Here is a 26,447-nt window from a genome sequence, read left to right as displayed (position 1 = left end):
AGCCTGGAGGCTCAAGGTGACGCGCATCAGCTGCGGAGGGCGGCCATGACATCCGTCCTCGTCTGCGACGACTCCCCGCTTGCCCGAGAGGCGCTCCGCCGCGCGGTCGCGACCGTGCCCGGCGTAGAGCGTGTGACGACGGCGGCCAACGGCGAGGAAGTCCTCCGCCGCTGGGGTGCCGACCGCTCGGACCTGATTCTGATGGACGTACGCATGCCCGGACTGGGCGGCGTGGAGACCGTCCGGCGGCTGCTGTCCGCCGACCCCGGTGCGCGCATCATCATGCTCACCGTCGCCGAGGACCTGGACGGTGTCGCGCTGGCGGTCGCCGCCGGCGCCCGCGGCTATCTGCACAAGGACGCTTCGCGCGCCGAGCTGCGCGCGACGGTCACGCAGGCACTCGCCGATCCCACATGGCGGCTCGCCCCGCGCAGACTGCGCTCGGCCGAGATGGGTGCCGCGCCGACGCTCACCGCGCGTGAGATCCAGGTGCTCGAGGGCATGAGCCACGGCCGGTCGAACGCCGAGATCGGACGCGAGCTCTTCCTGTCCGAGGACACGGTCAAGACACATGCGCGCAGGTTGTTCAAGAAACTCGGCGCCTCGGACCGTGCGCACGCCGTGGCGCTCGGCTTCCGCTGGGGCCTGGTCCGCTGAGCGAGTGCACCGCCGCGCGGGTTCCGTGTTTCCGGCGAGTCCCGCCCGCCGCTGCGCGGGCGGGTCGGCGGCCGCCCGACGGCGGCCCCGACGGCCTCGGCCGTCCCGTCAACGGTTTTCCGCGCGATGCCGCATCCTTGAGGTGTGGAGTTCCTCGGGGACGATTCGATCGAGCGGGAGGGGAGGGCGCAGGAGATGAGTTCCGGCGCACCTGCTCATAACGCTTCGGTGCACAACTATGGACGCGGTGCCACGGACCGGGAGGCACCAAGGCACCATGGACCGATGCGCGACGACGAGACGACGGTGATCGGTGCCCTCGTCCAGCGTGCCGTCGAGGGGGACGAGCAGGCGACGCACGACCTTCTCGCCCATGTGCACCCCCTCGCGCTGCGCTACTGCCGTACCCGGCTCTCCCGACTGCCGGGTGACGCACGGCACTTCGTGGAAGACCTGGCCCAAGAAGTCTGCGTCGCCGTGCTCCTGGCGCTGCCGCGCTACAAGGACACCGGGCGCCCCTTCGAGGCCTTCGTCTTCGCCATCGCCGGGCACAAGGTCGCCGATCTGCAGCGCGCCGCGATGCGCCACCCGGGCTCGACGGCCGTGCCCTCCGACGAGATGCCGGAGCGGCCGGACGACTCGCTCGGTCCCGAAGAGCGGGCCCTGCTCAGCAGCGACGCCGAATGGGCCAAGAAGCTCCTTGCCAATCTGCCGCAGACCCAGCGTGAACTGCTGCTCCTGCGGATCGCCGTCGGGCTCACCGCGGAGGAGACCGGGCAGATGCTGGGGATGTCCCCGGGCGCGGTCCGGGTCGCCCAGCACCGTGCGCTCAGCCGCCTGCGGGCGCTCGCCGAGCAGTGACCGCCCAGGCGCTGTCGTAGGAACGTACAGCGATCGTGATCTGCTGTGATGCGATCGTGGAATGAAGCACCTCCGCGGGCCGTTAGCATGGTGGTCCGCGCCTGGCAAGAGCATTGGGGAAGGTGTCATGAGTGACCACGTCGACGGAGCACCCGAGAAATTCGCGATGCTCGGGCTGACATACGACGACGTCCTGCTGCTGCCGGGCGCCTCCGAGGTGCTGCCGAACAAGGTCTCCACCTCCTCGCGCGTGTCGCGCAACGTCACGGTGAACATCCCGCTGCTCTCCGCCGCGATGGACAAGGTCACCGAGGCCCGTATGGCCATCGCCATGGCCCGCCAGGGCGGCGCCGGCGTGCTGCACCGCAACCTCTCCATCGAGGACCAGGCCAACCAGGTCGACCTGGTCAAGCGCTCCGAGTCCGGCATGGTGACCGACCCGATCACCGTCTCCCCGGACGCGACGCTGCGCGAGGCCGACGCCCTGTGCGCCAAGTTCCGCATCAGCGGCGTTCCGGTCACCGACCCCGCGGGCAAGCTGCTCGGCATCGTCACCAACCGCGACATGGCCTTCGAGGTGGACCGCTCGCGCCAGGTCCGCGAGGTCATGACGCCGATGCCGCTGGTCACCGGCAAGGTCGGCATCTCCGGCGAAGACGCCATGGAGCTGCTGCGCCGCCACAAGATCGAGAAGCTGCCGCTCGTCGACGACGCCGGCATCCTCAAGGGCCTGATCACGGTCAAGGACTTCGTGAAGGCCGAGAAGTACCCCAACGCCGCGAAGGACGCCGAGGGCCGCCTGGTCGTCGGAGCCGCGGTGGGCGTCGGCGACGAGGCGTACGACCGGGCGCAGGCCCTCGTCGAGGCCGGTGCCGACTTCCTCGTCGTGGACAGCGCGCACGGCCACAGCCGCGGCATCCTCGACATGATCGCCAAGCTCAAGACCAACATCGGCGTCGACATCGTCGGCGGCAACGTCGCCACCCGTGAAGGCGCCCAGGCCCTGATCGACGCCGGCGTCGACGGGGTGAAGGTCGGCGTCGGCCCGGGCTCGATCTGCACCACGCGCGTGGTGGCCGGAATCGGCGTCCCGCAGGTCACCGCGATCTACGAAGCCGCCAAGGCGTGCCATGACGCGGGCGTCCCGCTCATCGGCGACGGCGGCCTGCAGTACTCGGGCGACATCGCCAAGGCCATCGCCGCCGGCGCCGACACGGTGATGCTCGGCTCGCTGCTCGCGGGCTGCGAGGAGTCGCCGGGCGAGATGGTGTTCATCAACGGCAAGCAGTTCAAGTCGTACCGCGGCATGGGCTCGCTGGGCGCCATGCAGTCGCGCGGGCAGGCGCGGTCCTTCTCGAAGGACCGTTACTTCCAGGACAACGTGCTGTCCGAGGACAAGCTCGTGCCCGAGGGCATCGAGGGCCAGGTGCCCTACCGCGGCCCGCTCTCGTCGGTCGCGCACCAGCTGGTCGGCGGTCTGCGGGCCTCCATGGGCTACGTCGGCTCCGCCGACATCCCGGAGCTCAAGGCCAAGGGCCGGTTCGTACGGATCACCTCGGCCGGGCTCAAGGAGAGCCACCCGCACGACATCTCGATGACCGTCGAGGCGCCCAACTACGCCCGCCGCTGACCGGCGGCCACGTAGGGACGTACATCTGAAGGCCCGCGGGTACAACGCCCGCGGGCCTTGGTGTGCGCGTCGGGGATACTGGAAGACGCAGACCGGAGAGTGGAAAGGCCTCACAACGTGACTGAGATCGAGATCGGGCGCGGCAAGCGCGGCCGTAGGGCGTACGCGTTCGACGACATCGCCATCGTGCCGAGCCGGCGTACGCGGGACCCGAAGGAGGTCTCGATCGCCTGGCAGATCGACGCCTACCGCTTCGAGCTGCCGTTCCTCGCAGCCCCCATGGACTCGGTCGTCTCGCCGCAGACCGCGATCCGCATCGGTGAGCTCGGCGGCCTCGGGGTGCTCAACCTCGAAGGCCTGTGGACCCGCTATGAGGACCCGCAGCCGCTGCTCGACGAGATCGCCGAGCTCGACCCAGAGGCCGCGACCCGCCGCCTCCAGGAGATCTACGAAGCCCCGATCAAGGAAGAGCTGATCGGGCAGCGCATCAAGGAGGTGCGCGACTCCGGCGTCGTCACCGCCGCCGCCCTGTCGCCGCAGCGCACCGCCCAGTTCTCCAAGGCCGTGGTGGACGCCGGCGTCGACATCTTCGTGATCCGCGGCACGACGGTGTCGGCCGAGCACGTGTCGGGCGCCGCCGAGCCGCTGAACCTCAAGCAGTTCATCTACGAGCTGGACGTGCCGGTCATCGTCGGCGGCTGCGCCACGTACACCGCCGCGCTGCACCTGATGCGCACGGGCGCCGCGGGTGTCCTGGTGGGCTTCGGCGGCGGTGCCGCGCACACCACGCGCAACGTCCTGGGCATCCAGGTGCCGATGGCGACGGCCGTCGCCGATGTCGCGGCCGCCCGCCGTGACTACATGGACGAGTCCGGCGGCCGCTATGTGCATGTCATCGCCGACGGCGGCGTGGGCTGGTCCGGCGACCTGCCGAAGGCCATCGCCTGCGGTGCCGACTCGGTGATGATGGGCTCCCCGCTGGCGCGCGCCGTGGACGCTCCGGGCAAGGGGCACCACTGGGGCATGGAGGCCGTCCACGAGGACGTGCCGCGCGGCAAGAAGGTCGACCTGGGCACGGTCGGCACGACCGAGGAGATCCTCACCGGCCCCTCGCACTCGCCCGACGGGTCGATGAACTTCTTCGGTGCCCTGCGGCGCTCGATGGCGACGACCGGCTACAGCGAGCTCAAGGAGTTCCAGCGGGTCGAGGTCACGGTGGCGGACTCGCAGCACCGCCGCTGAGTGTCCGTACGCATGGGGAGTTGAGCCTTCGTAGACGTACGTAGAGGATCTTCGTACCCGTACGTAGAGGAAGGGGCCCGCACCGGGTGGTGCGGGCCCCTCCTTCTTTTGTAGTGCCGCTTTTGTAGTGCTGGTTTTCGCGGGAGGCGCGGGGTCAGAGCCGGTGAGCGGCTCCGACCGGAGTGGCGCCCCGGGTGTCCAGGAGGAGCTGTGCCTTCACCGCGAGGCCCTGGAGGTCGTAGGTGCGGTGGGGCTGGAGCAGGATCGTCAGATCCGCGTCGGCCGCCGCTTCGTAGAGGGAGTCCGCGCGGGGGACGGGGCGGTCAAGGACGCTCCAGTGCGGGACGTACGGGTCGTGGTAGCTGATGGCGGCGCCCATCTCCATCAGGCGGGTGGCGATCTCGCGGGCGGGGGAGCCCTGCTGGTCGCCCAGGTCGGGCTTGTAGGTGACGCCGAGCAGCAGCACGCGCGCGCCGCGGGCGGATTTGCCGTGCTCGTTGAGGAGGGTGGCGGCGCGCTGGATGACGTACTGGGGCATGCGGTGGTTGATCTCCTGCGCCAGGCCGACCATGCGCAGGGGGTGGCCCGGGGTGCGGCTGCGGTGCGGAAGGTAGTTGGGGTCGAGCGGGATGCCGTGGCCGCCGACCCCGGGGCCGGGGCGGAAGGCCTGGAAGCCGAACGGCTTGGTCTCGGCGCAGCGGATGACGTCCCACAGGTCGACGCCCAGGTCATGGCAGAGAACGGCCATTTCGTTGACGAGGGCGATGTTCACATGCCGGTAGTTGGTCTCCAGGAGCTGGACGGTCTCGGCCTCGCGCGGGCCACGCGCGCGTACGACCTTGTCGGTGAGGCGGCCGTAGAAGGCGGCCGCCGACTCGGTGCAGGCGGAGGTGAGGCCGCCGATGACCTTGGGGGTGCCGGCATAGCCGTGGGTGCGGTTGCCGGGGTCGAGGCGGCCGGGCGAGTAGGCGAGGTGGAAGTCGCGGCCGGCCCGCATCCCGGATCCTTCTTCGAGGATGGGGCGGAGGAATTCCTCCGTGGTCCCCGGGTACACGGGTGACTCGAGGATGACCGTGGTGTGCGGTCGCAGGCGGGCGGCGAGCGCGCGGGCCGCGTCGGCGATCTGGCCGAGGTCGAGCGCGCCTCCCGCGCCGAGCGGGGCCGGCGAGCAGAGGACCGCGGTGCGCACCCGGCCGAGTTCGGCCGGGTTGGTGGTCGGCCGGAAGCCCCCCGAGAGCATCCGGCGCAGGTCGGCGGCGGTGAGCGTGCCCTCGTCCGCGGGCAGCCGCCCGGCGGCGAGGTCGGCGCTGAGCCGTGGGTCGTAGGCGAGGGTCTCGATGCCGCTCGAGACGGCGGCCTGGGCGAGGGGCAGGCCGAGATGTCCGAGTCCGATGACGGCGAGATCTGCGGGCATGGCGGTGGGCCGTCCTTCCCAATAGCCGGAGCGGGAGGAGTGCGCAAGCCCTGTGGACAAACTGGACCAGCGCAATGTCAGGTTAGGAGTAAATATGACCGATTTGCGGCATTGCGCGATGCCTGTCTTCGGAGTGTTGTCCACAGGCGGTGGCTGAAGTCGGTGAGTACGGACAGAATCGACGATGTGAGCCCGACCACACGGGGGCGACGGGAGGCAGCAGTGAGGACAGCGACACTGGGACCGGCCGAGCGGGCACAGGCGCTTGCAGCCATGGCCGAGCGAGAACTGGACGTGCTGGTGGTGGGCGCGGGCGTGGTCGGCGCCGGCACCGCACTCGACGCCGTCACACGCGGCCTGTCCACCGGCATCGTCGAGGCACGCGACTGGGCCTCCGGCACCTCGAGCCGGTCGAGCAAGCTGATCCACGGCGGCCTCCGCTATCTGGAGATGCTCGACTTCGCACTCGTAAGAGAAGCGCTGAAGGAGCGCGGACTGCTGCTCGAGCGGATCGCACCGCACCTGGTCAAACCCGTGCCGTTCCTCTACCCGCTGCAGCACAAGGCATGGGAGCGGCTCTACGCCGGATCGGGCGTCGCCCTCTACGACACCATGTCGATGTCCCGGGGCCACGGCCGCGGCCTGCCCATGCACCGCCACCTCTCCCGGAAGCAAGCCCTGCGCGTGGCCCCGTGCATGAAAAAGGAAGCCCTGGTCGGAGCACTGCAGTACTACGACGCACAGATGGACGACGCCCGGTACGTCGCCATGATGGTCCGCACCGCCGCGGCCTACGGCGCCAAGGCCGCCAACCGCGCACGCGTCACCGGCTTCCTCCGCGAAGGCGAACGGGTCGTCGGCGCCCGCGTCCAGGACGTCGAAGGCGGCGGCGAATACGAGATCAGGGCACGCCAGGTCGTCAACGCCACCGGAGTGTGGACCGACGACACCCAGGCCATGGTCGGCTCACGCGGACAGTTCCACGTGCGGTCCTCCAAAGGCATCCACCTCGTCGTGCCCAAGGACCGGATCAACTCCACGACAGGACTGATCCTCAGGACCGAGAAATCCGTCCTCTTCGTCATCCCCTGGGGACGCCACTGGATCGTCGGGACCACCGACACCGACTGGGACCTCGACAAGGCACACCCCGCCGCCTCCAGCGCCGACATCGACTACCTGCTCGAGCATGTGAACACCGTCCTCGCGGTCCCCCTCACACGCGACGACGTCCAGGGGGTGTACGCCGGACTGCGGCCTCTGCTCGCCGGAGAATCGGACGCCACCAGCAAACTCTCCCGGGAACACACCGTGGCCCACCCCGTCCCCGGCCTCGTCGTCGTCGCCGGCGGCAAATACACGACGTACCGCGTCATGGCCAAGGACGCCGTCGACGAAGCCGTGCACGGACTCGACCAGCGAGTCGCCGACTGCGTCACCGAGGACATCCCCCTGATCGGCGCAGAGGGATACAAGGCGCTGTGGAACGCACGCGCACGCATCGCGGCCCGCACCGGCCTCCACGTGGTGCGCGTGGAACACCTGCTGAACCGGTACGGCTCACTCGCAGAGGAACTGCTCGACCTCATCGCCAACGACCCCGCACTCGGCGCCCCCCTGCAGGCCGCGGACGACTACCTACGGGCCGAAGTGGTGTACGCCGCCTCCCACGAAGGCGCCCGCCACCTCGACGACGTCCTCACCCGACGCACCCGTATCTCCATCGAGACCTTCGACCGCGGCACGCGTAGCGCGCGGGAATGCGCGGAACTCATGGCGAAGGTGCTCGGCTGGGACAAGGACCAGATCGAAAGAGAGGTCGAGCACTACGAGAAGCGGGTCGAGGCCGAGCGTGAATCACAGCGCCAGCCGGACGACCTGACGGCGGACGCCGCGCGGCTGGGGGCACCGGACATCGTGCCTTTGTGAGTTCGGGGCCGGTCGGGCTCGCTGCTCGGAGTCGTCTGGGTCTCCAGTTGCCTGGTTCCGGTCTTCTGGGTTCAGTCCTCTGCGTGTGGTTCCTCTACTTGCGGCTCTTTCGGCAGAACTCGCTTTCCAGGAGCGCCTTCTTGAGCTTCTCGTCCGTGGACCAGTCGGAGTTGAGGCGATACGTCAGGACGTGGCGGCCGTCGGAGGTGGCGGCGGTCTCGGCGTAGGAACCGATGATGCGGCCGTTGTGCCCCCAGACGGTGGTGCAGGACAGCTCGGTGCGCATCAGGCCCATGCCGTACACGCCGCCGGACGCGTCGGTGTTCCGCATTTCGGCCAGCTGGGCCGCGGGCAGCAGCTCGCCCGTGAGGAGGGCCGAGTAGAAGCGGTCCAGGTCGTCGAGGGTGCTGATGACCTCGCCGGCCGCACCCGCCCCCGAGGGCTCTATGGCCGTGACGTCCTTGGGGGAAGCGGGAGTTCCGGAGTAGGCGCGGCCGTGCGGGGCGGGCAGACGGCTGCTGTCGCCGGGGAACGAGGTACCGGTCAGCCGCAGCGGGGTGAGGATGCGGCGCTGCGCCTCCTCGGCGTAGCTGCGGCCCGTGACCTTCTCTATGACCATGCCGAGCACCGTGTAGTTGGTGTTGGAGTACGACCAGTCTGTGCCGGGCGCGAAAAGGGGGCGGTGGGCCAGGGCGGTCCGGAGCAGCGAGGCAGGCGTGTAGGCGCGGTCGAAGGTGGTGGTGTGCGTGCCCAGGGCGTCCGTGTAGGAGAACAAGCCGCTTGTGTGGGTCAGTAGTTGACGCAGAGTGAGGTCACGACCGTCGTTGCCGTGACCTCGGATGACGCCGGGCAGATGCTGCTCGACGGTGTCGTCGAGGGCCAGCCTGCGCTCGGCGGCGAGTTGGAGAACCACCACGGCCGTGAAGGACTTCGTGATGCTGCCGATACGGAAGCGGTCCTTGCGGCGGATGGGGCGGTCGGTCGCGGTGTTGGCCGTTCCGGTGGAGACATAGCGGCTGCCAGGGGCGTCGGGGGTGTCCGGGGCGTAGCGGCCGCTGGAGGTGCCCGGGACGTTCGGGCCGGCCGTGGTGTCCCGGGCGGATGCGGGGGCGGTGGTCCGGGCGAGGGCCGCGGTGCCCGGGGTGCGGGATCTGGTGGTGAGGGAGGCCAGAAGGGCCGAGGGGGAGTTGAGGGCTTGACCGGTGGTGGAGGTGGGGGAGGGGGCCCCGTCGCCGGAGGGGGGAGGGGGCCCAGCCTCGCGCAACGACAGTGCCGTCACCCCCAACACAACCACCCCCACACCCCCCCGAATCACCCCCCGCCAGGTGCTCGTGCCGTGACCCTTGTGCGGGGTTGGGGTGGGCGAGGTGTGAGGGGGGTGTGGTGAGTGCTGGTCGGTCATATCGGTCCCTTGATCTGTACCGGGCCATCATCGCGCGGACCCGGGCCTTCCCCCACCCCGGGCATGAGAGACAATGGACGCTCTGCCAGGGCGGGTTGATTGCAGAGGGGACGCATGTCGGAGGCTGAGCAGCCGAAGGAGACCAAGGGGCGCCTCCTCGCCGGTCGGTACCGGCTGGGAGAGGTGCTCGGCCGCGGCGGTATGGGCACGGTCTGGCGCGCGGTCGACGAGACGCTCGGCCGTACGGTCGCGGTCAAGGAGCTGCGGTTCCCTTCGAGCATCGACGACGATGAGAAGCGGCGGCTCATCACGCGGACGTTGCGTGAGGCCAAGGCGATTGCCCGGATCCGTAACAACGGCGCGGTGACGGTCTATGACGTCGTCGACGAGGACGACCGCCCGTGGATCGTGATGGAGCTCATCGAGGGCAAGTCGCTGGCCGAAGTCGTGCGGCAGGACGGGCATCTGACGCCCAGGCGTGCCGCCGAGGTCGGGCTCGCCGTGCTCGATGTGCTGCGGGCCGCGCACCGTGAGGGGATTCTGCACCGCGATGTGAAGCCGTCGAATGTGCTGATCTCCAAGGACGAAGGCCGGGTGGTGCTGACGGACTTCGGTATCGCCCAGGTCGAGGGTGACCCGTCCATCACTTCGACCGGCATGCTCGTGGGGGCGCCGTCGTATATCTCGCCGGAGCGGGCCCGTGGTCACAAGCCGGGTCCTGCCGCCGACCTGTGGTCGCTCGGCGGTCTGCTGTATGCGGCTGTCGAGGGTGTGCCGCCGTACGACAAGGGCTCGGCGATCGCGACGCTCACCGCGGTGATGACGGAGTCCCTCGAACCGCCGCGGAACGCCGGGCGGCTCGAGAAGGTCATCTACGGCCTGCTTGAGAAGGACCCGGACCAGCGGCTCGACGATGCGGGGGCGCGGGCGCTCCTGAACGATGTGATCCATGCCCCCGAGCCGTTGGAGGCCGAGCCGGAGGCGGACGATCCGGTGGCGGCGACGAAGGTGGTGCCGTTGCCGACGGTGCCCGCGCAGGGCGGCGGGCGGCGCAGCGAGGCCGCGGTGGAGCGGCTGCGGGGTGCTCTGCGGTCGGTGCGGAACGCGGCGGCGGCGACGGCGGCAGGTGCGAAGTCCTCGTCGGGCGGCAGGGGTTCGGCCGCGACGGAGGCAGACGCGAACGCGAGCGCGGAGGCGGCGGGTGCGGAGTCGGCGCCCTCGTCGGAGCCGGCGCCTGCGTCGGCTTCATCGGCTCCGGCGTCGTCGGCTTCGGCGGCGTCCGGTGGTGCGGGTACCGCGCAGGTGTCCCCGGCCGGGGCGCCGGGGAAGCGGCCGGCCGGATCCGGATCCGGTGGCGGGGGCGGCGCGCGGGCTTCGCTCACCGATGTGGTGCCGCGGCGCGCGCTGGTGACCCTGGTGGTGGTCGTCGTGCTGGCTGTGCTCGGCACGGTTCTCGCGGTCGCGTTGAGCGGCGGTGACGATACTCCCGACAGCAAGGGCAAGGGCGAAACGTCGGCGTCCGGCGGGGCGGGCGCGGATGACGACGGCGGTGCCAAGGACCCGGAGGGCCAAGGAAAGGACCCGGGCAAGGACCAGGGCAAGGGCGACGACCCGGGCACGGACCAAGGCAAGGGCGACGGCAAGGACGACGGCGGTGGCGGTGACGGCGGCAAGGACACCGGCGGCGGCCTTCCGGCGGGGTACAAGACGGTGTCGGACGGCCAGTTCCACTTCGCCATGGCGATGCCGAAGGACTTCCGGCGCACCGGTACGGCCGGGCAGAACTCCGGCGGGATATTCAGCGCGAACGGCGGATTCCCGCGCGTTCAGGTCGATTTCAACCGCAGCCCCGGTGATGACGCGGCCGCCGCGTGGGAGCAGCTCAAGGGAGCCGTCGCCGGGAGCAGCCGTAACTACAAGCACATACGCATAGACGAGGTCGGCGACTACAAGGGCTACCCGACCGTCGCGGACTGGGAGTTCGAGCGCGACCAGAGCGGCCAGCGGGTGCGGGTGCTCAACCGGGGCTTCAAGGTCGACGCCACCCACGGTTACTCGATCATGGTCAGTTGCAAGGCGAGTACCTGGGACGGCAAGGAGTGCCGCACGCTGCGGGAGACCGCGTTCAAGACGTTCGCGCCCAAGGACTGAGCGGGTTGCCGAGACCCGGCGGCGGAGTCGGTCGAGGCCACGTATCGTGAGAGTTCATGGACCGTACGCAGCCGCAATATGCCGGAAAACGACCGGATTTGGTGTACGAATCCATGGGGCGCTGACGGGGAGGCGACGTGGACGACTATGCGGGACGGGTACTCGCCGACCGCTACCGCCTGCCGTTGCCGCCGTCGGATGAGTACGAGTTCGCCGAGACCCGTGCCTTCGATACGTACAGCGGCCAGGAAGTCCTGGTCAGGCAGGTGCCGTTGCCCGAGACCGTCGACGCGGAAGTGCTCGACGAGGACGGCGGCGGTGCGCGCCATCCGTCCGGGCATGCCACCCGCAGGCCTGCGGATCCGGCCGTGCGGCGCGCCCTCGAGGCCGCGCAGGCGGCCGCGCAGATCCCCGATCACCCGCGCCTTGACCAGGTTTTCGATGTCTTCGCCGAGGACGGTTCGCTGTGGATCGTCAGCGAGGTCGTATCGGCGTTGCCGCTGGCGGCGCTGATAGCCGACAAGCCGCTGTCGCCGTACCGCGCGGCGGAGGTCGCCTCGGAGGTCCTGACCGCCCTGCGCGCGCTGCACGCCCATGGCTGGGTCCACCGGAACATCACCGTCCGTACCGTCCTGGTCTGTGACGACGGCCGCGTCATGCTCACGGGCCTGGCGGCGGGTGCGGCGGAGGAGGCGCTGTGCGGATACGACCCGGTGCCGGACCCGTCAGATCTGTCGGACCCGTCGGACCCGTCGGACCTATCGGACCCCGCGGAACTCATGGAGGGCGGCCCGGCGGAGGGTGGCTCAGGGGAACCCGGCGGTGCCTCGCCGGACCTGCGCAAGTCGCCGCAGCCCGGGGGCCCGCAGGCGCCCGCCGAGCAGCGGGCGCTGCCGCCGGGTGACGCGCGGGCGGTGCGGGCCGGTGCGATCGCGGCCTATCGCGCCGGAGCACGGGCGGCCGCGGCGGCCCGTGTGAGCGAGGAGCACGTGCAGCAGGTTCAGGCGCCGACCGGTCGGCACGTTCAGGCGCCGTCCGACCAGCACGTCCAAACGCCGCCCGGCCGGATAGCCGATCCGTACGGTGTCGCCGGTCGTCCCGGTGGCGGCAAGGGCCTCGCACCCGACTGGCACGGCGCGACACCGCGCGGCGCGGGAGCGGACCAGGCGGATCAGCAGAGCGGGCCGGACCGGCAGAGCAGGGCGGATCAGGCAGGTCAGGCGTCGCGCCCCGGGGCCGACGCCGCACCCGCCTCGGCCCCCACCGCTGCCGACGCCCACGCCCCCACCGCCGCCCACGCCCCCGCCGGTGCCCCCGTACACGACGAGCCCACCACCCGCCTGCCCCGTCAAACCCCCAGCAAATGGGATGAGTTGCTGGCCCCGCGGCCGCCCCGGCGCAAGGGGCCCGAGACGCCGCTCGCCGCCGAGCGGGCCCGGCAGGCGCGGATGACCGTCGTGGGTGCCGTGACCGAGCGCTGGTCGCCGGAGCAGGCGGGGCCGGTGCATGAGAACTGGCAGCTGGCCGCTCCGGTCGGGCCCGCCACCGATCTGTGGGCGCTCGGCGCGCTGCTGTTCCGCGCCGTGCAGGGCCACGCGCCCTACCCCGAGGACAGTGCGTACGAACTGGTCCAGATGGTGTGCGGGGAGCCGCCCGCGTTCGCCGAGGAGTGCGGTCCGCTGCGGCCGGTCGTGGAGTCGCTGCTGCGCCAGGACCCCACGGAGCGCCCGGACTTCGAGGAGCTGCGCGGCTGGCTGCGCTCTCTCGTCCGGTCGGCGCCCGAGCCGGAGGCCGGTGCGCATGTGGTGGCGGCGCCGCCGTTCGACCGCACCAAACTGCCCGTCGTACGCCGTCGTGGCGAGCTGGTGCGCAGACGGCGTGCGGGCCGTGCCGGCCGCCACAAGAAGGGCCGGGCCGCCCAGGACGCCGCGCAGCCCGCGCACCTCGCGTCCGAGGCGGGACCGCGAAGTGCCGTGAAACCGCGGCGTGTTCCGACAGAGCAGCGGGCCCCGAAGGCGCGGCGCGCTCCCGCACCCGAGCGGGCTCCGCGGCCGCCGCGCGAGCCGCGGCCGTCGCGTGCTCCCGGTGCGCAGGGCACGCCGCGCAGGCTCGGCCGGCTGCTGCTCGCCCTGATCCTGCTCGGTCTGGTGGCGGCGGTCGCGTACGCCATGCTCTTCATGCCGAAGGCGGAGCCGCGCGAGTCCGGTGACGGGGGCGAGCCCGCCGGGCAGGCGGGCGCGGCCAGTTCGGCGCCCGCGAATCCGTCGGACGAGCCGGACAGGCCCGACAGCACCGGTGACGGCGAAGGCAGCGACAACGGCGACAAGGGGTCGCCGAGTTCGCAGAAGCCCGATCCGCAGACCACCGATCCCGATCTGCCGAAGGGCTTCGTCCTGCGCAAGGACCCGGAGGGCTTCCGGGTGGCGGTGGCCAGTGGCTGGGACCGGCAGGGCAGAAACGGCCGGGGGCAGGTCGTCTACGGGGACGGCGCCTTCACGCTGACGGTGGTGCCGGGCCGGGACGGCGCGGACGAGTACGGCAGCGACCCGATGAAGTACCAGAAGCAGGACGAGCCGGAGCTGCAGCCGTATCACGACTCGTCCTGGGCGACCTCCAGCGGCCTGCGCACCACCACGATCGGCACCCGCGCCATGGCCGAGGGGCAGTTCACCTGGCAGGAGGGCGACGGCGACTCCGTCTACGTACGCAATGTCGCGATGCTCATCGACGGCCGGTACCACGTGCTGATGGTCAAGGGGCCGGAGTCCGAGCGTGACGAGGTGACCCGGCTGTACGGGCAGGCGCTGGCGACGTATCAGCCGAAGAAGTAGCGTGCATCAGCCGGAGAAGTAGCGCGCATCGACTGAAGAAGTAGCGCGCATCAGCCGGAGAAGCAGCCCCAACCGCCCTGCTCCGCGTATGCCCCGCCTATGCCCCTGCGGACGACAACCGGCCGCCGCCTTCCGGTTCGTACGGCCCATTCCATACCCTTGGCCGGGAGCAAGGACAGGCGGGGGACGTGGATCAGACCGAAGGCAAGGCGCAGGGCTCGCTCCTCGCGGGCCGTTACCGGCTCGGTGAGAGCCTCGGCAGCGGCGGCATGGGCAAGGTGTGGCGGGCACATGACGAGGTGTTGCACCGCACCGTCGCGGTCAAGGAGCTGACGGCCGCGCTGTATGTCTCCGAGGCGGAGCGTGCGGTGCTGCTCGCGCGTACGCAGAAGGAGGCGCGGGCGGCGGCGCGGATCAACCACTCCGCCGTGGTCACCGTGCATGACGTCTTCGAGTACGACGAGCGGCCCTGGATCGTGATGGAGCTGGTCGACGGCCGCTCCCTGGCCGACGCCGTGCAGCAGGACGAGCGGATCGCTCCGGCCGAGGCGGCCCGTGTGGGGGCGTGGGTGGTGCGGGGGCTGCGTGCCGCGCATGCCGCAGGGGTGCTGCACCGGGATGTGAAACCGGCCAATGTGCTGCTCGCCCGGGACGGCCGGGTGCTGCTCACGGATTTCGGTATCGCGGCCATCGAGGGTGACTCGACGATCACGAAGACCGGTGAACTGGTCGGTTCCATCGACTATTTGGCGCCCGAGCGGGTGCGGGGTGCCGACCCGGGGCAGGCGGCCGATCTATGGGCTCTGGGGGCGACGCTGTTCGCGGCGGTCGAGGGGTTCTCCCCGTTTCGCCGGCAGTCGCCGCTCGCCACCATGCAGGCCGTGGTGGAGGACGACCCGGGCTTCGCGGAGCATGCCGGTCCGCTGGCGTCGGTGATCACGGCGCTGCTGCGCAAGGACCCGGCGCAGCGGCCCTCGGCCGAGGAGGCCGAGCGGATGCTGGCGGAGGTGGCGGAGGGCCGCGTGCCGCAGTCGACGCACGCGTATGTGCCGACGCGGCGGATCTCCGGTGATGAGCTCACCGGGTTCCGCCCCACGGCGCAGCAGCAGCCCCCGCAGAACGTGCAGCCGGCGCAGCCACCGCATACCCCGCAGAACATGCAGCCGCCGCATACCCCGCAGACACCGCAGACCTCGCACCAAATGCCGTACCAGGCGCCGTCGCAGCCGCCCCCGCAGAGCCGGGGCCGCAAGCGCACCTGGCGGACGGCCGTCGCGGTCGTGGTGGCTGCCGCGCTGGTCGGAGTGGGTGCGGCGGTCGGGATCCTCAAGTACGCGCAGGACGAAGGAGACCAGGGCCAGGGGCGCAACGGAGGCGGCAAGGAGGAGACGGCCGGGGCGCTGCCGAAGGACTGGAAGCGCATCAGGGACGACGTGGGCGGCTTCAGTCTGCTGGTGCCGCCCGACTACGAACGGCGTACGTTCGGCGATCAGATCGACTACACCCCGGACGGCGGGCGGCACTTCATCCGGATCGGTGTGAACAAGAAGCCCGAGCACGAGAATTCCTATCTGCACGCTCTCGCCATGGAGAAGCAGGGCATGGGCCGGCTGCCGACGTACGACCGGATGCAGCTGACGGCCAACACCTTCCGCGGCAACCGTGGCGCGCTGTGGGAGTTCACCTGGACCGAGACCAAGGGCGCCAACAAGGGCGAGCGGCGGGCGATCGACCAGTTGTACTTCGCCCCGGACGGTACGGAGTACGCGATCTACATGTCGGGCCCGGCGGCGGACTGGGACAAGACGCGGGAGCAGTTCGAGAGCGTGCTGCGCGGCTGGCGGCCATGAGTGACCGTGAGCTCCGAGGGTGAGCGACGGTGCGCGTCCCTGGACCGCACGGCCGTGAGCGGTGGTGCGTGTCCCTTGGCCGTACGAGCGGCCATGAGGCCCGGTCACCCGGTGTGACCTGGAGCCATAAGCTGAGTGGCCGACACCCATAGCCTCGGCGGCAGGGTGGCCGTAACGCGCGGGGCGCGTCCGTACGGGTGTGCGGCATGATGAGTCCATGGCGAGCGAGCGGGGCAACAGCCGCTTGATAGCGGACCGTTACCGGTTGGAGGCTCAACTCGGGCGCGGCGGCATGGGGGTCGTCTGGCGCGCCATGGACGAGCTGCTCGGCCGGCAGGTGGCCGTCAAGGAAGTCCTCCTCGGCTCGGCGCTTCTGGCCGACGAGGCGCAGCAGCTGCGTGAGCGCACCCTGCGGGAGGCCCGCACCGTCGCCCAGATCCGGCATCCGCATGTGATCACCGTCCATGACGTGGTGGTGCAGCACGGACATCCGTACATCGTCATGGAGTTGATCGAGGGCGGTTCGCTCGCGGACCGGCTCGCCGTGGCGGGGCCGCTCGTGCCGGCGGAGGCGGCCCGGCTCTGTCTGGCGCTGCTCGGGGCGCTGCGGGCCGCGCACACCGGGGGTGTGCTGCACCGTGATCTCAAGCCCGGCAATGTCCTCATGGAGAGCGACACGGGCCGGGTGGTGCTCACCGACTTCGGGATCGCGCAGGTCGCCGGGTCGACGACGCTCACCGAGCACGGCTCGTTCGTCGGCTCGCCGGAGTACACCGCGCCGGAGCGGATGTCGGGCGGCGCGGCCGGGCCCGAGTCCGATCTGTGGTCGCTCGGTGTGCTGCTGTGTGCGGCGCTGACCGGTGAATCGCCGTTCCGGCGCGACACGTTGGGCGGGATCGTGGCCGCCGTACTGATGGAGGACCTGCGGCCGCCCGCGGTGGCGGGGCCGCTGCTGCCGGTGATCCGCGGGCTCCTGGAGCGCGATCCGGAGCGCAGGATCGACGCCGAGGAGGCGGAGCGGCTCCTGCGGTCGTACGTCGAGACCGGGATCGCGCCCTATGTGGCGCCCTCGGGCGGTGCGCCGCCGCGTCACCCGGTGCTCGGGCCCGTGCTTGGTCCGCTGCTCCCGGCCGCGGGGAACGGCTCTGCCGCCGGGCGCCGTCCCCGGTGGCCGCGTGCCCGGCCTCTCGGCTGGCGGGGCGGATGGCCGCGCGGCCGCCGGGCGCGGGCCGCGCTGGTCGCGGGGGCCCTCGTGGTGGCGCTCGCGGCTGCCGCCGGTGCCGCGGCGGGGCTGCTGCTCGGGCGGGACGGCGAGGGCGGCGGGCCGGCGTCCGACTCCCCTTCTGCGACGCGCAGTTCGGGCCCCACGCCGACGGTGACGGTGACCCGGGAGCCGACGGGCGCCAAGTCCGCGCCTGCCGGGTACCGGACGGTGCACGACCCGGCCGGGTTCTCGCTCGCCGTGCCGCGCGGCTACGAGCGTGCGACGGAGTCGCGACGGATCTTCTACGTGGCGCCGGGCGGGGTGTTCCGGATCGGGGTGAAGGAGGCGGACCCGGTCACCGGCGGCCCGGTGGCGGCGCTGCGGCGCGCTCACCGGGAGGGGCCGCGCAGCCACGAGGGCTATCGCGCCGGCGAGGTCACCGAGACCACGCACAACGGCAGGCCCGCCGCGCTGTGGGAGTTCACCTGGGACGGGGACGGTCTCGGCGATGGGCGCGGCAGGCGGCATATGTACGACCTGGCCTGGGAGGAGGGCGGCCGGATGTACGACGTGTGGGTGTCGGCGCCGGCCGGCCGGGCGGACGAGGCGAAACGGCACTTCGACACGGCGCTCGACACCTTCGTCAGGACCCGGTCACGGTGAACGGTTCGTCAGGACCCGGTCACGGTGAACGGTTCGTCAGGACCCGGTCACGGTGAACGCGTGCCCAAGGGCCCGGACGAGCGTCAAATTCCGGCCAACCCCCAGATATCCGGCGCCCCGGGTCACGGGTCAGTGACCGCTGTCCACCCGGGGTGGATGTGGGGCCGTGGCACGCGATAGCAATGACGCATGAGCAACCACGGGGGACCCCCTTACGGCCCGAACGACCCGACGAGTTTCGGTCTGCAACCGCCACAGCAGCCGCAGCAGCCGCCGGGGGGCCAGGGAGAGCACGGCGGCCAGGGAGGGCACGGCGGCCAGGGAGGTCAGGGCGGCTACGGCACCCCGTACCAGCCCACCTCGTACGAGCCGCGACCGCCGCAGCAGGCGCAGCAGCCCAACCCGTACGACCCCAGCCAGTCCGGCCCGTACGACCCCAGCCAGCCCAACCCCTACGCGCAGCAGGCCCCGCCCGCCCCCGGGCCGCCCGCGCCGCCGCAGGCGCACGCCGTGCCCACGCAGGTGGCGCCGCAGCAGCAGGCGCAGCCCGATCCGGGTGCGGGCCGTCTGGTCGCGGGCCGCTACCGCCTGCTGTCCAAGCTCGGCCACGGCGGCATGGGCACGGTGTGGCGGGCCAAGGACGAGACGGTCGACCGTGATGTGGCGGTCAAGGAGCCGCGGCTTCCCGACCATCTGCCGGACCGGGAGCGGGCCAACGCCTTCGAGCGGATGCGCCGTGAGGCACGGGCCGCGGCGCGGCTCGACCACCCGGCCGTGGTGAACGTCCATGACGTGGCGGTCGAGGACGGCCAGCCCTGGATCGTCATGGAGTTCGTGCAGGGCCGCACGCTCGGTGACGCGCTGCAGGAGGGCACGCTCGGCGCCCGCGAGGCCGCCCGGATCGGGCTCGAGGTCCTCGACGCCCTGGACGCCGCGCACCAGGCGGGCATCCTGCACCGGGACGTGAAGCCGGACAACGTGATGCTGGGCCGGCACGACCGGGTCGTCCTCACGGACTTCGGGATCGCGCAGATCGAGGGCGAGACCAATCTGACGGACACCGGCGGCTTCGTCGGCTCGCCCGAATTCATCGCGCCCGAGCGGGTGTTGGGGCAGCGTCCGGGCCCGGCCTCCGACCTGTGGTCGCTCGGTGTGGTCCTGTACGCGGCGACGGAGGGCGTCTCGCCGTTCCGCCGCAACAACACACCGGCCACGCTGCAGTCGGTGATCAACGCGACCCCGGCGACGCCGAACGCGGCCAAGGGCCCGCTCGCCGACGCCATCAACCGGCTCCTGAACAAGGACCCGAACCACCGCCCGACGGCGGCCCAGGTCCGCCAGCTGCTCCAGGACGCGGCGAAGCCGCCGGCGCCGACGAAGGTGCAGTCCCTGGGGACGGCGCGGGGTCCGGTGGACGGCATCAGGGTCAGCCGCAAGGTGCTGATCGGCGCGGCCGCCGTCGTCGTGGCGGCGGTGGCGGCGGCCGCGCTGGTCGTCGTCGATCCGTTCGTGGGCTCCGTGACGGACGCGGAGGGCTGGAAGTCACGCGACCTCAAGGGCCTTGACGCCTCGGTGCTGCTGCCCGCGGCGTACGTGAAGACCAATGAGCCCGACGACCTCGACAGGGGTAAGCACTTCATCGAGTACAGCGATCCCAGTGGTGTCGTCAGCGTCGAGCTGAACCTCTACAAGAAGTCCGAGGACGACACCGACGAGATCTCCGGCAGCGCCGCGGCCGAGGCGTACGAGGACGCGGAGGACCTTCGCGGCGGTACGTCGTCCTCGGACATCCTGCCGGAGGCCGACATGGAGAAGGCCAAGGTCACCACCAAGAACGACGCCAAGTACCAGGGCCAGAAGGCGGCCGAGAACACCGTCGTGTACGCGGGCCAGCTCGACGGCGGCCCCGACGACCTGGAGGCGCCGCGGGAGGCCAAGGTCCTCTACTACCGGACCAAGGGCGGCGACATGTACAAGCTCGCGATCAGGTACCCCGGCAAGGGCGACTTCACGGAGCGCGGCCGCGAGGTAGCCAAGTCAGTGATCGAGAACTTGGACATCAAGAAGCTGTGACCGTCAAGGGCTGACAACGCCGCTGATCAGGCCCTTTGTTGCCAGTGACCACTGGCGCAATGTGCCTACTCCGTGAAAGCTGATTACCGACGGGTACCCAAAAGGTTTCCGGAGTCGTACGCTCACGCTCATGACGGACTCGCAGGCCCCCGCCCCGGCCAAGAACGGCACCAACCCCCTCGCCCCCGCGCCCGCGGGCGCACGGACCGCCGCCGATGTGGTCACCCCCGACCTCGTAGCCCGGCTCACCCGTGATGTCGTCGGCTCGGGGCGGACCGCCAACCACACGCCGTTCACCGGCGAGAAGCTGGCGGATCTGCCCGAGTCCACGCCCGAGGACGTCGCGACGGCGTTCGAGCGGGCCAGGGCCGCCCAGGGCGCGTGGGCCGCGACGCCCGTACGCAAGCGGGCCGCGGTGCTGCTCCGCTTCCACGACCTGGTGCTCGCCCGCCAGGCCGAGGTGCTCGACCTGATCCAGCTGGAGACCGGCAAGGCCCGGCTGCACGCGCACGAGGAAGTGCAGGCCGTCGCCGTCGCCGCCCGGCACTACGGCCGCAAGGCGCCGGCGTATCTGCGCTCCAGGCGGCACACGGGCGCGGTGCCGACGCTCACCAAGGTCAGCGAGAACCGGGTGCCGCGCGGTGTCGTCGGCCAGATCGCACCCTGGAACTACCCCCTTGAGCTGTCGGTGGGCGATGCGCTCCCCGCCTTCGTCGCGGGCAACGCGGTCGTCATGAAGCCCGACACCGAGACCTGTCTGACCGCCCTGTGGGCGCGTGACCTGCTGATCGAGGCCGGGCTTCCCGCCGAGGTCTTCCAGGTGGTGCTCGGCGAAGGCCCGGTCGTCGGGCCCGAGTTGGTCAAGTACGCCGACTACGTCTCCTTCACCGGCTCCACCCGCACGGGCCGCGAGGTCGCCCAGGGCGCGGCCGCCCGGCTCGTCGGCGTCTCGCTCGAACTCGGCGGCAAGAACGCCATGCTGGTCCTCGAGGACGCCGATGTGGAGAAGGCCGCGGCCGGCGCCGTGCGTGCCTGCTTCTCCTCCGCCGGTCAACTCTGCATCTCCATAGAGCGGTTGTACGTCCACGAGTCGATCGCCGACGCCTTCGTGGAGCGCTTCGCCGCCCGCACCAAGGCGATGCGCCTCGGCACGTCCCTCGCGTACGGCGCCGACATGGGATCGCTCGTCGGCGAGCGGCAGCTGGAGACCGTCACCCGGCATGTCGAGGAGGCCGTCGCCAAGGGCGCCACGCTGGTCGCGGGCGGTGTGGCCCGGCCCGACATCGGCCCGTACTTCTTCGAGCCGACCATCCTCGACGGCGTCGAGGCCCCGATGTCCGTGTGCAACGAGGAGACCTTCGGCCCGGTCGTCTCCGTCTACCGCTTCACGGACGAGGACGAGGCGGTCGGCCTCGCCAACTCCACGGCGTACGGCCTCAATTCCTCGGTGTGGACGAAGGACGGCCGCCGTGGCCGCGCCGTCGCCGCGCGGCTGCGCACCGGCACGGTCAATGTGAACGAGGGCTACGCGCCCGCGTACGGCAGCGTCCAGTCGCCGATGGGCGGCATGAAGGACTCCGGGCTCGGCCGCCGGCACGGCTCCGAGGGCATCCTCAAGTACACCGAGGCGCAGACCGTCGCCCATCAGCGGATCATGCCGATGGCGCCGTCGTTCGGGATGGACGACGAGAAGTACGCGGCGTTCATGACCCGCAGCCTGCGCGCGATGAAGGCCTTCCGCCTGCGCTGACCCCCCTGCTGCCAGTACGCGGCTGACCTGCACGTTTCTATGGAGGTATCGGTGTCACAGGACCAGTCTGTCTCCAGCCGGGCATCGGCGGAGGAGAGTGCCGACCACGACTACGACTACGACGTCGTCGTCGTCGGCTCCGGCTTCGGCGGCTCCGTCTCCGCCCTGCGGCTGACCGAGAAGGGCTACCGGGTCGGCGTCCTGGAGGCCGGCCGGCGTTTCACGCGCGACACGCTGCCGAAGAACTCCTGGGACCTGAAGAACTATCTGTGGGCCCCGGCGCTCGGCCTCTACGGCATCCAGCGCATCCATCTCCTCGGCAACGTCATGGTCCTGGCGGGCGCCGGTGTCGGCGGCGGCTCGCTGAACTACGCCAACACGCTGTACGTACCGCCGGCGCCGTTCTTCAACGACCCGCAGTGGAAGGACATCACCGACTGGCAGGAGGAGCTGAAGCCGTACTACGACCAGGCGCAGCGGATGCTCGGTGTGCGGCTCAACCCGACGACGACGCCCTCGGACGTCCATCTGAAGGCCGCGGCCGAGGCGATGGGTGTCGGGGACTCCTTCCACATGGCGCCGGTCGGGGTGTTCTACGGCGACGGCAAGGACGCGACGGGCGAGGTGAAGGCGGCGCCGGGGACCGAGGTCGCCGACCCGTACTTCGGCGGCGCGGGCCCCGCCCGCAAGGCCTGCACCGAGTGCGGTGAGTGCATGACGGGCTGCCGGCACGGCGCGAAGAACACCCTCAACGAGAACTATCTCCACCTCGCCGAGAAGGCGGGCGCGACCGTCCACCCGATGACCTCCGTCGTCTCGGTGACGGAGGACTCGCGCGGCGGCTACGCGGTGGCGACGCTGCCCACCGACGACAAACGCAAGGGCAAGGGCAGGGTGTTCAGGGCGCGGAAGGTCGTGGTGGCCGCCGGTACCTACGGCACCCAGACGCTGCTGCACCGGATGAAGGACAGCGGCCTGCTGCCGCACATCTCGGACCGGCTCGGCGATCTGACCCGCACCAACTCCGAGGCCCTGGTGGGCGCCCAGACCGACAACCGCCGGTACAAGAAGCGCCATGGCGTCGCGAAGGTCGACTTCACCAAGGGCGTCGCGATCACGTCCTCGATCCATCCGGACGCCAACACCCATATCGAGCCGGTGCGTTACGGCAAGGGCTCCAACGCCATGGGCGGCATGACGATCCTCCAGGTGCCCTACAGCTCACGCCGTGTCCTGGGCTGGCTCGGCAACTGCGCCCGCCACCCGCTGCTGATGCTGCGCTCGCTGTCCAACCGGCGCTGGTCGGAGCGGACCATCATCGGCCTGGTGATGCAGTCCCTGGACAACTCCCTGACCACGTACCGCAAGGAAAAGGGCTTGGGCAAGGGACTGCTGACGGCACGTCAGGGGCATGGGGCGCCCAACCCCGACCAGATCAAGGAAGCCACCGAGGCGGCGACGCTGCTCGCCGAGGAGATCAACGGCTTCGCCGGGTCGAACATCGGCGAGCTGATGGGCACCCCGCTGACCGCGCACTTCCTGGGCGGCTGCCCCATTGGCGACTCCGCGCTGACCGGTGTGATCGACCCGTACCACCGCCTTTACGGCCACCCCGGGATATCCGTCGTCGACGGCGCGGCGGTCACGGCGAACCTCGGTGTGAACCCCTCCCTGACGATCACCGCGCAGGCCGAGCGCGCGATGTCGCTGTGGCCGAACAAGGGCCAGGAGGACCCGCGTCCGCCGCAGGGCGAGCGCTATGTGCGGGTGGAGGCGATCGAGCCCAAGGCGCCCGCCGTTCCCGCCGACGCCTTCGGCGCCCTGAAGCTGCCGTTCCTGGGGATGCCCGCGGTGCCGCCGAAGAAGTGACGGCGCCTGGACCGGCACGGCACACATAAGGGACCGGCACGGCACGCATAAGGGACTTGCACCAACGCAAGGGGCCTGTACGAACGCAAGGGACCTGTACGAACGCAAGGGACCTGCACCCCCCTCCGAGTGCAGGTCCCTTGTCGTGTACGGGAGTTGACCGTGTCCCGACGGGGTGGTCGTTACGCGACCGCGCCCTCACCCTTGCGGCGCCTGACCGCGAAGACGACACCGGCACCGGCGACGACGGTGATGCCGCCGATCAGGCCGATGACCGGAAGGGCGGAGCTGGAGCCGGTCTCGGCGAGGTTGCCGGTGACCTTGGCGGCGTCGTCCTTGTCCGGCTTCTCGTCCGTGACCGGGACCTGGCCGCCCGTCTGCGGCTTGGTGTCCTCGGTGTCGGTGCCCGCGGCGACGATCTGGAACTTGTACGCGATCTCGCCGAAGCCGACGCACTCGGCGTCCTCGTCGCTGTACACGCTGCCGCCGAGCGAGAAGCCGGCGCCGACCGGGGCGCTCTTCTTGACGTTGATCCGCAGCGGGATGTCGACCTGGTACTCGGGCTTCAGCTCGTCGGTCCAGCCGACGAAGCCGACGGCGTGCCCGTCGGTGCCGATGTTCTCCCAGGTGCCGGTGTCCTCGTTGAGGGCCTGGAGCTCGACCTGCTTGTTCTTGAAGATGTTCTCCCCGGCCTTGTCGGCGGAGGCGCCGGCCAGGAAGAACAGGTCGGTGAGGGTGGACTCGGAGTTGTTGGCCACCGTCATCTTGAACTTGTGCCGGCCGGAGCCCGCGGCGATCTTGCCGGGCAGGCCCTTGATGTCCACATCGACCTTGGAGTCCACGCACTCCGAGGGGTCGGTGGGCTCGTCGGTGGGCTCGTCCGACTCCGACTCGGAGGGGCTCGGCGAAGCGGTGTCCGAGGCGGTCTCGCTCGGCGCCTCGGTCGGCTTGGCGGTCTCCGACGCGGTTTCGCTGGGCGCCTCGGTCGGCTTGCCCGTCTTGGTCGCGGACTCGGTCGGCGCCGGGGCCGAAGTCGTCGTCTCGGGGCTGGACTCGGTGGCGCTCGCGGTGGGAGACGGAGTCGTCTCCTCCGTCGCGAACGCGGCCGGCGCCGCGAGCAGCGCGGCCGGGGCTATGACTGCCGTCGCGGCCGCGGTGGCCATGACACGGCGAAGCTTCATGGAAGACCTCGGGAAGTCCGGCGTACCGGGCGTCACGCACGGCACGGAGGTGGAGGCCTCCGCGGTGGGGCGCGGGTGTGGCCGTTGATACGCATGCATGACCTGTGAAAGCTGTGAATGGTTGTCTGCGAACTCACGGGATCTTTATGTGACGTGACTCACGGGATTTCCCGAAGACCGGGGAGTCGGCGAAGGCCGGGGCCTGCGGGCCGCTCGTGGACATGGTGGTGTACTCCACCGACCCCGAGGCCAAGGCGCGCATTGCCGCCGGCGGCGCGGACGCCGAGTTCAGCGCACTGTCGTCGGTCGCGCTGTTCGCCCACGAGCAGGCCGACGCCGAGAAGGTGCTCGCCGGGGTGCGGGAAGCGGTCGGCAAGTGCCGGAAGTTCGGTGCACAGGGCAGCAGTTACAGCGGTGTGCGGGCGCAGCCCGACCCCAAGGCGGGTGACGAGTCCGTCGCCTACCGTCTGACCGGGTCGGCCGAGGGACAGAAGGGCGCGATGGCGTTCACGGTCGTGCGCAGCGGCTCGACCGTCGCGGTGTTCTACTCGGCGAACCTCGGCGGCACCGCTGGGATCGAGGTGCCCAGGGCCCTGGTGGACGCCCAGATCGCCGAGCTGGAGAAGGCCGCCGGGTAGCGCTTGATGACAGCGAAGGGCCCCGCGGAGTGCGAGCCGCGGGGCCCTTGGCTGTCAGCACCGACGTCAGGGCAGCGTCGGTGCCGCAGGGCGGCGCCGGGGGGGTGCGCCGCTGGTTTCGGGGGAGCCGGTCGGCGACCCGGCGCACGAGGGGCGCACGGCTGGTCTCGACCAATGGCAATGAAGTTGTGCAGTACGGGACTTGGAGTGCGTCTGTAACGCATCGTCCTGGATGAGCCACGGCCCGCGCAACCGTTTCGGCCAGTTCTGGCCATGGTTGCCGGGGGCCGTCGGCCGGCTCCGGGCGTCCCCGGAGCCGACCAATCTTTCCCAAGGTGACCGGGCTGCTGTCCCCTGCCGACCGGTCACGCTCTGGAGCGAGGTCCCACGACGCACGGCACCATCCGTACGTCTCATCGCTCCAGCGGAGCCACGCGTGGTTCTTTCGGGCCCGCCCCTGGCTGGCACGGACACCGGGACCAACGAAGCCCGGCGCGGACCGGTCACGCGCCGTACGGGTGAGAGCGCGCCCGAACTCAGGTGCGCCCGCCGGGGCCGCACACGCGGGGCCGCGCCCCGACTCGGACACGGCCGTGCCCCGTCTCAGACGCGGCCCCGGCACAGCTCGAGGAGCGTCATCGCGAGCGCCGTGCCGGGCTTGCCGAGCGCCGTCCTGTAGTGGTCGAGGATCTCCATCTCGCGGGAGAGGTTCACTCGGCGGCCGCCCGACGAGATCCGGGACTCCTGGATCACGGCCGAGACGGCCATCCGTTCCTGGACGAGGCCGATGATCCGGTCGTCGAGCGCGTCGATCCGTTCCCGGGCGCCGCCGATGAGCTCGGCGGCCTCGGCGGTGCGGGCACCGGTCTTCTCGGGGGAGACCCGGGCCTGGGCCGTGGCGGGAGCGGCCGTGGCCGTGGGGGCGGTGGCGGGAGCGGCCGTGGTGTGAGGGGCGGTGGCCTGAGCGGTGGGGGTGGCGGTGGTGGTCATGAGCGGGGGCTCCTGTCGCGGTCGGCAATCGTGGTGCCCCCGGGGCGACCGGGCCCGGATACGACAGACGCCCCGGGCCTTGTCGGCCCGGGGCGCCTGGGAAGTCGCTTGT

17 protein-coding genes are annotated in these 26,447 nt (G+C 71.0%); 13 read left to right on the top strand and 4 right to left on the bottom strand.

Going from position 1 to position 26,447, the window contains the following annotated elements; genetic code table 11:
* Window positions 1-45: 45 nt before the first annotated feature.
* From ACFQVC_RS24890 to ACFQVC_RS24875, 4 genes are all read left to right on the top strand, one after another.
* Window positions 46-657 carry a response regulator transcription factor gene (locus tag ACFQVC_RS24890; RefSeq protein WP_003948568.1) on the top strand — a complete coding sequence of 204 codons (612 nt, stop codon included), beginning with the start codon at window positions 46-48 and terminating at the stop codon, window positions 655-657.
* 285 nt (window positions 658-942) lie between these two features.
* Entirely contained in the window at window positions 943-1,518 is a 576-nt protein-coding gene (locus tag ACFQVC_RS24885; protein ID WP_381834420.1) for a sigma-70 family RNA polymerase sigma factor, read from the top strand.
* 127 nt (window positions 1,519-1,645) lie between these two features.
* Window positions 1,646-3,148, top strand: a complete 1,503-nt coding sequence (gene guaB / locus ACFQVC_RS24880) for an IMP dehydrogenase (protein WP_381834417.1) — start codon at window positions 1,646-1,648, stop codon at window positions 3,146-3,148.
* Between the two features lie 117 nt (window positions 3,149-3,265).
* Window positions 3,266-4,390: a GuaB3 family IMP dehydrogenase-related protein gene (locus tag ACFQVC_RS24875; RefSeq protein WP_381834414.1), complete on the top strand. Its 1,125-nt coding sequence runs from the start codon at window positions 3,266-3,268 to the stop codon at window positions 4,388-4,390.
* Window positions 4,391-4,544: 154 nt separating this feature from the next.
* Here the strand turns inward: ACFQVC_RS24875 and ACFQVC_RS24870 are convergent, their stop codons facing one another.
* Window positions 4,545-5,804: a nucleotide sugar dehydrogenase gene (locus tag ACFQVC_RS24870; protein ID WP_381834411.1), complete on the bottom strand. Its 1,260-nt coding sequence runs from the start codon at window positions 5,802-5,804 to the stop codon at window positions 4,545-4,547.
* A 222-nt stretch (window positions 5,805-6,026) separates the two neighbouring features.
* Between ACFQVC_RS24870 and ACFQVC_RS24865 the strand changes: the two genes are divergently transcribed.
* A complete protein-coding gene (locus tag ACFQVC_RS24865; protein WP_381834408.1) occupies window positions 6,027-7,733 on the top strand; it encodes a glycerol-3-phosphate dehydrogenase/oxidase in 1,707 nt (568 codons plus the stop codon).
* A 94-nt stretch (window positions 7,734-7,827) separates the two neighbouring features.
* On the opposite strand, the gene ACFQVC_RS24860 is transcribed toward ACFQVC_RS24865, so the two are convergent.
* The gene (locus ACFQVC_RS24860; RefSeq protein WP_381834405.1) at window positions 7,828-9,012 is read right to left on the bottom strand and encodes a serine hydrolase domain-containing protein; all 1,185 of its coding nucleotides are present in this window, start codon (window positions 9,010-9,012) and stop codon (window positions 7,828-7,830) included.
* Between the two features lie 237 nt (window positions 9,013-9,249).
* Between ACFQVC_RS24860 and ACFQVC_RS24855 the strand changes: the two genes are divergently transcribed.
* The 7 genes from ACFQVC_RS24855 to ACFQVC_RS24825 all read left to right on the top strand — a co-directional run bounded on the left by ACFQVC_RS24855 (window position 9,250) and on the right by ACFQVC_RS24825 (window position 23,526).
* Window positions 9,250-11,286 carry a serine/threonine-protein kinase gene (locus ACFQVC_RS24855; RefSeq protein ID WP_381834402.1) on the top strand — a complete coding sequence of 679 codons (2,037 nt, stop codon included), beginning with the start codon at window positions 9,250-9,252 and terminating at the stop codon, window positions 11,284-11,286.
* A gap of 137 nt (window positions 11,287-11,423) precedes the next feature.
* Entirely contained in the window at window positions 11,424-14,117 is a 2,694-nt protein-coding gene (locus tag ACFQVC_RS24850; protein ID WP_381834399.1) for a protein kinase, read from the top strand.
* A 188-nt stretch (window positions 14,118-14,305) separates the two neighbouring features.
* Window positions 14,306-15,967 (top strand): serine/threonine-protein kinase, encoded by a 1,662-nt coding sequence (locus ACFQVC_RS24845; RefSeq protein ID WP_381834396.1) that lies wholly within the window; start codon window positions 14,306-14,308, stop codon window positions 15,965-15,967.
* 217 nt (window positions 15,968-16,184) lie between these two features.
* Window positions 16,185-17,834 carry a serine/threonine-protein kinase gene (locus tag ACFQVC_RS24840; protein WP_381834394.1) on the top strand — a complete coding sequence of 550 codons (1,650 nt, stop codon included), beginning with the start codon at window positions 16,185-16,187 and terminating at the stop codon, window positions 17,832-17,834.
* 189 nt (window positions 17,835-18,023) lie between these two features.
* Window positions 18,024-19,907: a serine/threonine-protein kinase gene (locus tag ACFQVC_RS24835; RefSeq protein WP_381834391.1), complete on the top strand. Its 1,884-nt coding sequence runs from the start codon at window positions 18,024-18,026 to the stop codon at window positions 19,905-19,907.
* Window positions 19,908-20,037: 130 nt separating this feature from the next.
* Window positions 20,038-21,657 (top strand): succinic semialdehyde dehydrogenase, encoded by a 1,620-nt coding sequence (locus ACFQVC_RS24830; protein ID WP_381834388.1) that lies wholly within the window; start codon window positions 20,038-20,040, stop codon window positions 21,655-21,657.
* 39 nt (window positions 21,658-21,696) lie between these two features.
* On the top strand, window positions 21,697-23,526 hold the full coding sequence (locus ACFQVC_RS24825) for a GMC family oxidoreductase N-terminal domain-containing protein (protein ID WP_381834385.1): 1,830 nt from the start codon (window positions 21,697-21,699) through the stop codon (window positions 23,524-23,526).
* 182 nt (window positions 23,527-23,708) lie between these two features.
* Here the strand turns inward: ACFQVC_RS24825 and ACFQVC_RS24820 are convergent, their stop codons facing one another.
* On the bottom strand, window positions 23,709-24,707 hold the full coding sequence (locus ACFQVC_RS24820) for an LAETG motif-containing sortase-dependent surface protein (protein WP_381834383.1): 999 nt from the start codon (window positions 24,705-24,707) through the stop codon (window positions 23,709-23,711).
* Window positions 24,708-24,928: 221 nt separating this feature from the next.
* Between ACFQVC_RS24820 and ACFQVC_RS24815 the strand changes: the two genes are divergently transcribed.
* The gene (locus ACFQVC_RS24815) at window positions 24,929-25,345 is read left to right on the top strand and encodes a hypothetical protein (protein ID WP_381834380.1); all 417 of its coding nucleotides are present in this window, start codon (window positions 24,929-24,931) and stop codon (window positions 25,343-25,345) included.
* 603 nt (window positions 25,346-25,948) lie between these two features.
* Here the strand turns inward: ACFQVC_RS24815 and ACFQVC_RS24810 are convergent.
* Window positions 25,949-26,335, bottom strand: a complete 387-nt coding sequence (locus ACFQVC_RS24810; protein WP_381834377.1) for a chorismate mutase — start codon at window positions 26,333-26,335, stop codon at window positions 25,949-25,951.
* Window positions 26,336-26,447: the final 112 nt, after the last annotated feature.

The organism is Streptomyces monticola (assembly GCF_042665355.1).
Taxonomy (GTDB): Bacteria; Actinomycetota; Actinomycetes; order Streptomycetales; family Streptomycetaceae; genus Streptomyces; species Streptomyces monticola.
Note: the sequence above shows the minus strand (reverse complement) of the source record. Positions and strands in the feature narration are given on the sequence as shown.

Excerpts from the sequence above, each read along its gene's own strand:
- ACFQVC_RS24820 (WP_381834383.1), bottom strand. The coding sequence starts at position 24,707 with ATGAAGCTTCGCCGTGTCATGGCCACCGCGGCCGCGACGGCAGTCATA.
- ACFQVC_RS24815 (WP_381834380.1), top strand. The coding sequence starts at position 24,929 with ATGGTGGTGTACTCCACCGACCCCGAGGCCAAGGCGCGCATTGCCGCC.
- ACFQVC_RS24830 (WP_381834388.1), top strand. The coding sequence starts at position 20,038 with ATGACGGACTCGCAGGCCCCCGCCCCGGCCAAGAACGGCACCAACCCC.
- ACFQVC_RS24890 (WP_003948568.1), top strand. The coding sequence starts at position 46 with ATGACATCCGTCCTCGTCTGCGACGACTCCCCGCTTGCCCGAGAGGCG.
- ACFQVC_RS24885 (WP_381834420.1), top strand. The coding sequence starts at position 943 with ATGCGCGACGACGAGACGACGGTGATCGGTGCCCTCGTCCAGCGTGCC.
- guaB (WP_381834417.1), top strand. The coding sequence starts at position 1,646 with ATGAGTGACCACGTCGACGGAGCACCCGAGAAATTCGCGATGCTCGGG.
- ACFQVC_RS24825 (WP_381834385.1), top strand. The coding sequence starts at position 21,697 with ATGGAGGTATCGGTGTCACAGGACCAGTCTGTCTCCAGCCGGGCATCG.
- ACFQVC_RS24870 (WP_381834411.1), bottom strand. The coding sequence starts at position 5,804 with ATGCCCGCAGATCTCGCCGTCATCGGACTCGGACATCTCGGCCTGCCC.
- ACFQVC_RS24835 (WP_381834391.1), top strand. The coding sequence starts at position 18,024 with ATGAGCAACCACGGGGGACCCCCTTACGGCCCGAACGACCCGACGAGT.
- ACFQVC_RS24855 (WP_381834402.1), top strand. The coding sequence starts at position 9,250 with ATGTCGGAGGCTGAGCAGCCGAAGGAGACCAAGGGGCGCCTCCTCGCC.
- ACFQVC_RS24810 (WP_381834377.1), bottom strand. The coding sequence starts at position 26,335 with ATGACCACCACCGCCACCCCCACCGCTCAGGCCACCGCCCCTCACACC.
- ACFQVC_RS24840 (WP_381834394.1), top strand. The coding sequence starts at position 16,185 with ATGGCGAGCGAGCGGGGCAACAGCCGCTTGATAGCGGACCGTTACCGG.